The following is a 6,155-nucleotide window of genomic DNA, read 5'->3' as shown; positions in this document are numbered from 1 at the left end:
TGATAAATAGCGCTCACCCGTGTCGTAATTAAATCCCAGTACTTTGGCACCTGCGGGTAACTCAGGCAACTTCTGGGCAATCGCTGCCAGCGTGGCACCGCTGGAAATACCCACCAGCATGCCTTCTTCACACGCCGCGCGGCGGCCGTATTCACGTGCGTCTTCTGCGTCGACTTGGATCACGCCGCTTAGCAAATCGGTGTGCAGGTTTTTGGGAATGAAGCCTGCGCCAATACCTTGAATCGGGTGCGGCGAGGGCGCGCCGCCGGAGATGACAGGCGAGGCTTTGGGCTCGACCGCAAACACTTGCAGATTCGGCCATTTTTCTTTCAAGACTTGTGCGCAACCGGTGAGGTGACCGCCGGTGCCGACACCGGTGATGATGGCATCCAAACCATCTGGGAAGTCCGCCAAAATTTCCAGCGCCGTGGTGCGCACATGCACCGCGATATTGGCCGGGTTTTCAAACTGCTGCGGCATCCACGCGCCGGGGGTGGCGTCGACCAATTCCTGGGCACGGGCGATAGCGCCTTTCATGCCCTTTTCACGCGGTGTCAAATCGAACGTGGCGCCATAGGCCAACATCAAACGGCGGCGCTCAATCGACATACTGTCAGGCATCACCAGCACCAATTTGTAGCCTTTGACCGCCGCCACCATGGCAAGACCGACTCCGGTGTTGCCCGTGGTGGGTTCGATGATGGTGCCGCCAGGTTTGAGTACGCCGGATTTTTCTGCGTCTTCGATCATCGATAAAGCGATGCGGTCTTTGATGGAACCACCCGGGTTGCTGCGCTCTGACTTGATCCACACTTGGTGATTCGCACCGAACAAACGGTTGATGCGGATATGCGGTGTGTGGCCGATGGTCTCCAGAATATTGTGTGCTTTCATGGGTGTACTCCTTATTTAATGGATTGGATTTTGCAACAGATGCCAAGCCAGCGCTTCGCCGAGTTTGATGCCATCGACCGCTGCCGACAAAATACCGCCTGCATAACCTGCGCCCTCACCGCCAGGGTACAGGCCACGCAGATTCGGGCTTTGCAAATGCGCGTCGCGCTCAATTCGCAATGGCGAAGACGTACGAGTTTCCACACCGGTCAGCACGGCGTCTGCGCGGTCAAAGCCTTTGATTTTTTTGCCAAACACGGGGAGCGCTTCGCGCATGGCGTCCAGTGCATAAGCGGGTAGTACTTGTTGAAAACTGGTCATATGTACGCCGGGTTTGTAGGACGGTTCGACATCGCCCAAGGCGGCGGAGGCTTTGTTGGCAAGCAAATCGCCCACCAGTTGCGCCGGGGCTTGGTAATTGCGGCCACCTGCGACAAAGGCCGCCGATTCAATGTGTCTTTGCAAAACCATACCCGCCAGTGGATGAAAACCGTCTGCCGTATCCAAAGTGTCTAAACGCACGGCGTTGCCATTTTCTTGCCCCAAGGTGGCTTCAAACGAAGCTGCATCTGTCGGGTAATCGCTAGGGTCAATGCCGACGACGATACCTGCATTCGCATTGCGCTCGTTGCGCGAATACTGACTCATGCCGTTGGTGACCACGCGTCCTGCTTCGCTGGTGGCCGCCACCACCGTACCGCCTGGGCACATGCAAAAGCTGTATACCGCGCGGCCATTGGCGGCGTGATGCACCAGTTTGTAATCGGCTGCGCCCAGCATAGGGTGACCGGCATGCATACCCCAACGCGCTTTGTCGATCACACCTTGCGGGTGTTCGATGCGCACACCGATGGAAAAGGCTTTGGCTGTCATGGCGACGCCGTGTCTGTGCAACATGGTGAAGCTGTCGCGTGCGCTGTGCCCCAACGCCATCACCACGTGTTGCGCGTTCAAGGTGTAACGCTCGCCATTGTCTTGTTGCAGTATGTGGAGTGCTTGTAATTGCCGTTGTGCGCCGTGGGTGTCTAACGATATGTCGACCACGCGTTGGTTAAACCTGACCTCACCGCCCAAGCGGATGATGTGTTCACGCAAACCTTCGACCACCTTGACCAGTTTGAACGTGCCTATGTGCGGATGCGCCGCCCAGAGTATTTCTTCTGGTGCGCCGAAATTCACAAACTCTTGCATCACTTTTCGACCCAAATGGCGCGGGTCTTTGATCTGGCTGTAGAGCTTGCCGTCAGAAAACGTGCCGGCGCCGCCTTCGCCAAATTGCACATTGCTCTCGGGTTTGAGTACCGATTTGCGCCATAAGCCCCAGGTGTCTTGCGTACGCTGTCGCACCGATGGTCCGCGTTCGATGACGATAGGTTTAAGCCCCATTTGTGCCAGTACAAGCGCAGCGAATATGCCGCAAGGCCCAAAGCCCACCACCACGGGGCGTTGGCCGTCTAGCGGGCTCCAATCGGCAGGCGCTTGCAGAGGTGGGCGCCAAACCATGTCGGGCGTGGCTTGTATGTGTGGGTTTCGGTGGTGTTGTTGCAACAGTTGTGTGTATTGCGCAGCACTGTGCAGCGAAATATCGACGATGTAAACCACCCACAGGTTGTGTTTGCGTGCATCGAAACTGCGTTTGAACACCGATAGCGTATTGATGTCTTCTTTGGCAATGCTTAAAGCCTGCGCGGCGAGATCGCGCAATGCAATTTCTGGGTGTGGCGGTAGATGCCGGTCGGCATCGGTTTCAGCGGGCGCATCGGCGGCGCGAGGCAGTTGTACCGGCAGGGCCGACAAAGGCAGTTTGAGTTCGGACAGGCGGATCATGTGCGGGGCCCGTGGTTATCGGGCAGTGGCGGCAACAGATGTAGATTCTAGGTGTGCAATAGCGACTATAAAAATCGCCATACGTTAATGGGGATCAATGGCTTGAAAAGGCAGAACAAATGTCATAACATACAAGCATTGCTACTTCAGGAGACCCTCCATGAGCCTGAACACCTATTCCAGCCGCGAATTTACCCGGGATGTCAGCGCTGCCAAACGCGCCGCCGAGCGAAGTCCCGTCATCATCACCGATCGTGGCAAACCGTCTTACGCGTTGCTCAATATCCGTGACTATTACCAGTTGTGCGGTCACCAAGACGTGACTTTGTTGACTTGCATGGACGGTATCCAAGGCAGCGAGGGTTGGGACTTTGAGCCAACGCGTGTTGACATTCGCACTCCTGACGCAGACCTGGGTTGATGCACTGTGTACTTGCTGGACACCAACGTCATTTCAGAGTTGCGTCACGGCAAACCCCAACAATCGCAAGCAGTACGCGCTTGGGCAGCCGATAAAGAAATGAGTCGCTTGTTTTTATCGGCTATCACCGTGCTCGAATTGGAAAAAGGCGTACAAGCGCTAGAGAGAAAACTGCCGCCTCAAGGTAGTGCCCTGCGTGATTGGCTGGATCGCGTGAAAAACGCGTTTGCAGACCGCATACTGCCGTTCACCCAAGACACGGCGGTCTTGTGCGCTCGCATGCACCTCCCCAATCCCAAACCCGAACGTGACGTCATGATCGCCGCCACCGCCTTGCAACACCGCATGACGCTGGTCACGCGCAATGTCGCGGATTTTGAAACTACAGGGGTTGCATTGATCAACCCTTTTGCAGATGTAGCCACAGCGCCGCGCCAGCGTTAAAGCCGATAATGCCAGTGTGAAGCTCGCTAGGCCGTCGCTGGTGCAATCTGGGAAACCAGGCACTGGAGGAACGTCCGGACTGCACAGGACAGCGCAGGAGGTAATACCTCTCCACCGTGAGGTGAGGATCAGAGCAACAGAGACGAGTCACTTGGGGGCCGCACCGAAGGTGCAAGCTTGAGGTACGAGCCACAAAGTGGGTGAAACGGGCAATCTCTGCGCGCAGCAATACCAAGTAGGCCAACGTTGAGGCGGTCCGCTGAGTTGGCGGGTAGGTAGCACCGAGCCGGGTAGGCGACTCCCGGCCCAGAGGAATGACGGTCACGCGTTGGGTAACCGGCGTGCACAGAATCCGGCGTATCGGTGAGCTTCACACTTTTATTGACCAAGCTTTAAATCTCCATTAAGCAGAAGGCTTGGCCAAATCGGTTTCTAAAAGCATGCGTACGTACCGTGTGTACGGAATGCCTTTGGTCTTTGCACGGACTTTGATGGCATCCAGCAGAGATTGCGGAAGCCTTAAATTGAGTGCAGCAGATTTGGCTTCGATTTCAAATTTCATCGGTTTGAATCCCGATAAATCGTACTTGGATAAATCCGCTGAGCTCACAAAATCCTCAGCTGAATCATCGCTTTTGAGCGTAGGCATGGTTTTAGATTTTGTTTTCATAGTGGTCTATTTCTTTCTGGTGCATAAAACGAGCACTGATGGGTCTTAAAAAAAGTTTGTGGTTGAATTGGCGAACCATGAATACCAAAAAGACGTAGCGCCCTGCAATTGCCTTTCCGATAGCTCTCATTCGAGGTTCTTCAGGATGAGGATCCGGCATCACAGCAGGTGTATTCAGCAGCACTTCTTCAATTTCTGCGCGAGACACGCCGTGTTTGCCGCACTTGGGCCAATTTCCATCGTCCCAATCAAATCCTGCAGTCTTCATGCATTAAATATACACAAATGTGTATACAAATTCAAGTGCTCACTGGATTCCCTGGATGTATTGCACATGCGCCATCAGAGAGCGCATAGCCACCGGCCATAACTGTTGCTGCACATCGTCATAGGCCAGCGGCAGCCAACTTTCGGGGTTGCCTTCAGGCATGAGTTGCATCACGCGACGCACCTTGGCGTCACGCGTCAAACGGTGTGTTTTCAAACGCGCAATGCAATCGAGCGCACTGTAGGGCTCGCCCCATTCGTTGCCCAGCACGTAGCCGTGTGCGGGCAGAATGAATTCCACTTGGTATTGCGAACACAGCGCAGACAGTTTATCTAGCGAGTGCAGGTAGTGCCCCATGTGGCCATCGGGCGGATCAATCACCGTGGTGCTGCCGTTCAAGACATGGTCGCCGCTGATCAGTAAACCGTCCTCTTCAAGAATGATGCACAAGTGGTTGGCTGCGTGCCCAGGCGTGTGCACCACGCGCAGCGTGTGGGTATCCTCGCCGCTGTGTAGCACCAGCATGTCGCCGTCATTCAATGGATGGTCAGGCACAAAACGGCTGTGCGCGCGTGCCGTGTCAGCGGATGCCATGCCCATGATGCGCACATGCACGCCGTGTTCAGCGCAAAGCTTTTTCAAAAGCGCCGCACCGGGTGAATGGTCGGGATGTGAATGCGTGCACACAATGAACCGCACATCGCCGCCGCAGGCTTGCCACAGTCGTTGTATGTGTTCGCGGTCCGGCGGGCCCGGGTCTATGACGATGAAACCGCTGTTTGTGTCGCCAATCAGATAACTGTTGGTGCCAGGGCCAGTCATCATGCCGGGGTTGGGCGCGGTCAAGCGTTGCACGTGAGACAGCAAACGCACCGGTGCTTGCGTTTGCCAATCGAGCGAATGCAAAATTTGCCCGTCGCGACAGGTCAAAGCCAATTCACCGAATGGCTGTTCGTGCTCCATGTAACGCGTCTCTTGCCCGTTCAACCAACCGGCGCGCGGGCAACTGTGAAACCAGGGTTGTTCGTTCGCGCAAGCGGCCAGCACCGCGTCTACGTTGTCGAATGTCTGCATGCGCTCTAGCGTGCGTATGGTCGGAAAGATGATGAAAAAATCGTTTTGACGGTGTCTTTGCAGCGCATCTTGAGGACGAATCCACAAAGGCTCGAACTGTTCTTTGTCGTCTGCGACTGGTGTTTGTCCCTCGGGCATGCGTGCCACCAAAAATGGCACGTCAAATCGGCGTTTCAAATCGCGATCTGTCACCCAATGCGCCAGCACATACACCTGGTCGGCCGCCAATCGCATGCCGCGCGACTGAATTTGCGGCGCAAGCGCTTGCAAGCGATCAAAGCCAAGTATGTCGTTCATGTCCGCCATGCGGCCGTCCGCATGCGTGGCCAGCAGCACGCCAAGTTCTTCAAAACTTTCGCGGATGGCTGCAATCGCTTGGGTCAATCGCAAATCCACTTGCGAGCTACGTCTTTTGGCCAAGGCGTGTATGTCGGCATCTGCAGCATCAATGCCGCCACCAGGAAACACATAGGCGCCAGGGGCAAAACTCGCGCTCATAGATCGACGTGTCATCAGCACCTCCATGCCTTGCTCGCCATCGCGTAACAGTAAAACAG

Annotated in this window: 7 protein-coding genes and 1 other RNA gene; 3 read left to right on the top strand and 5 right to left on the bottom strand. The window is 55.5% G+C overall.

What is annotated here, in order from left to right; all coding sequences use genetic code 11:
- The coding region (gene cysK / locus AC9UG7_RS11355; RefSeq protein ID WP_509587796.1) for a cysteine synthase A at positions 1-894 on the bottom strand (894 nt) is incomplete at its 3' end.
- A gap of 15 nt (positions 895-909) precedes the next feature.
- Positions 910-2,721, bottom strand: a complete 1,812-nt coding sequence (locus AC9UG7_RS11350; protein WP_509587794.1) for an NAD(P)/FAD-dependent oxidoreductase — start codon at positions 2,719-2,721, stop codon at positions 910-912.
- Positions 2,722-2,881: 160 nt separating this feature from the next.
- On the opposite strand from AC9UG7_RS11350, the gene AC9UG7_RS11345 reads away from it, so the two are divergent.
- From AC9UG7_RS11345 to rnpB, 3 genes are all read left to right on the top strand, one after another.
- A complete protein-coding gene (locus AC9UG7_RS11345; RefSeq protein WP_509587792.1) occupies positions 2,882-3,142 on the top strand; it encodes a type II toxin-antitoxin system Phd/YefM family antitoxin in 261 nt (86 codons plus the stop codon).
- A gap of 6 nt (positions 3,143-3,148) precedes the next feature.
- Positions 3,149-3,586 carry a type II toxin-antitoxin system VapC family toxin gene (locus tag AC9UG7_RS11340; RefSeq protein WP_509587790.1) on the top strand — a complete coding sequence of 146 codons (438 nt, stop codon included), beginning with the start codon at positions 3,149-3,151 and terminating at the stop codon, positions 3,584-3,586.
- An 18-nt stretch (positions 3,587-3,604) separates the two neighbouring features.
- An RNA gene (gene rnpB / locus AC9UG7_RS11335) (RNase P RNA component class A) lies at positions 3,605-3,962 on the top strand.
- Positions 3,963-3,989: 27 nt separating this feature from the next.
- Here the strand turns inward: rnpB and AC9UG7_RS11330 are convergent.
- From AC9UG7_RS11330 to AC9UG7_RS11320, 3 genes are all read right to left on the bottom strand, one after another.
- Positions 3,990-4,235 (bottom strand): BrnA antitoxin family protein, encoded by a 246-nt coding sequence (locus tag AC9UG7_RS11330; protein WP_509587788.1) that lies wholly within the window; start codon positions 4,233-4,235, stop codon positions 3,990-3,992.
- Between the two features lie 4 nt (positions 4,236-4,239).
- On the bottom strand, positions 4,240-4,524 hold the full coding sequence (locus AC9UG7_RS11325; RefSeq protein WP_509587786.1) for a BrnT family toxin: 285 nt from the start codon (positions 4,522-4,524) through the stop codon (positions 4,240-4,242).
- Between the two features lie 39 nt (positions 4,525-4,563).
- On the bottom strand, positions 4,564-6,155 hold a 1,592-nt coding region (locus AC9UG7_RS11320), incomplete at its 5' end, for an MBL fold metallo-hydrolase (protein ID WP_509587784.1).

The sequence above is a fragment of the Limnohabitans sp. genome (assembly GCF_046052765.1).
GTDB lineage: Bacteria > Pseudomonadota > Gammaproteobacteria > Burkholderiales > Burkholderiaceae_C > Limnohabitans.
The sequence above is the reverse complement of the archived record's forward strand: the minus strand, read 5'-3'. Positions and strand labels throughout refer to the sequence as shown.

Bases quoted from the DNA above. Each gene is read 5' to 3' on its own strand.
- AC9UG7_RS11350 (WP_509587794.1), bottom strand. From the start codon at position 2,721: ATGATCCGCCTGTCCGAACTCAAACTGCCTTTGTCGGCCCTGCCGGTA.
- AC9UG7_RS11345 (WP_509587792.1), top strand. From the start codon at position 2,882: ATGAGCCTGAACACCTATTCCAGCCGCGAATTTACCCGGGATGTCAGC.
- AC9UG7_RS11330 (WP_509587788.1), bottom strand. From the start codon at position 4,235: ATGCCTACGCTCAAAAGCGATGATTCAGCTGAGGATTTTGTGAGCTCA.
- AC9UG7_RS11325 (WP_509587786.1), bottom strand. From the start codon at position 4,524: ATGAAGACTGCAGGATTTGATTGGGACGATGGAAATTGGCCCAAGTGC.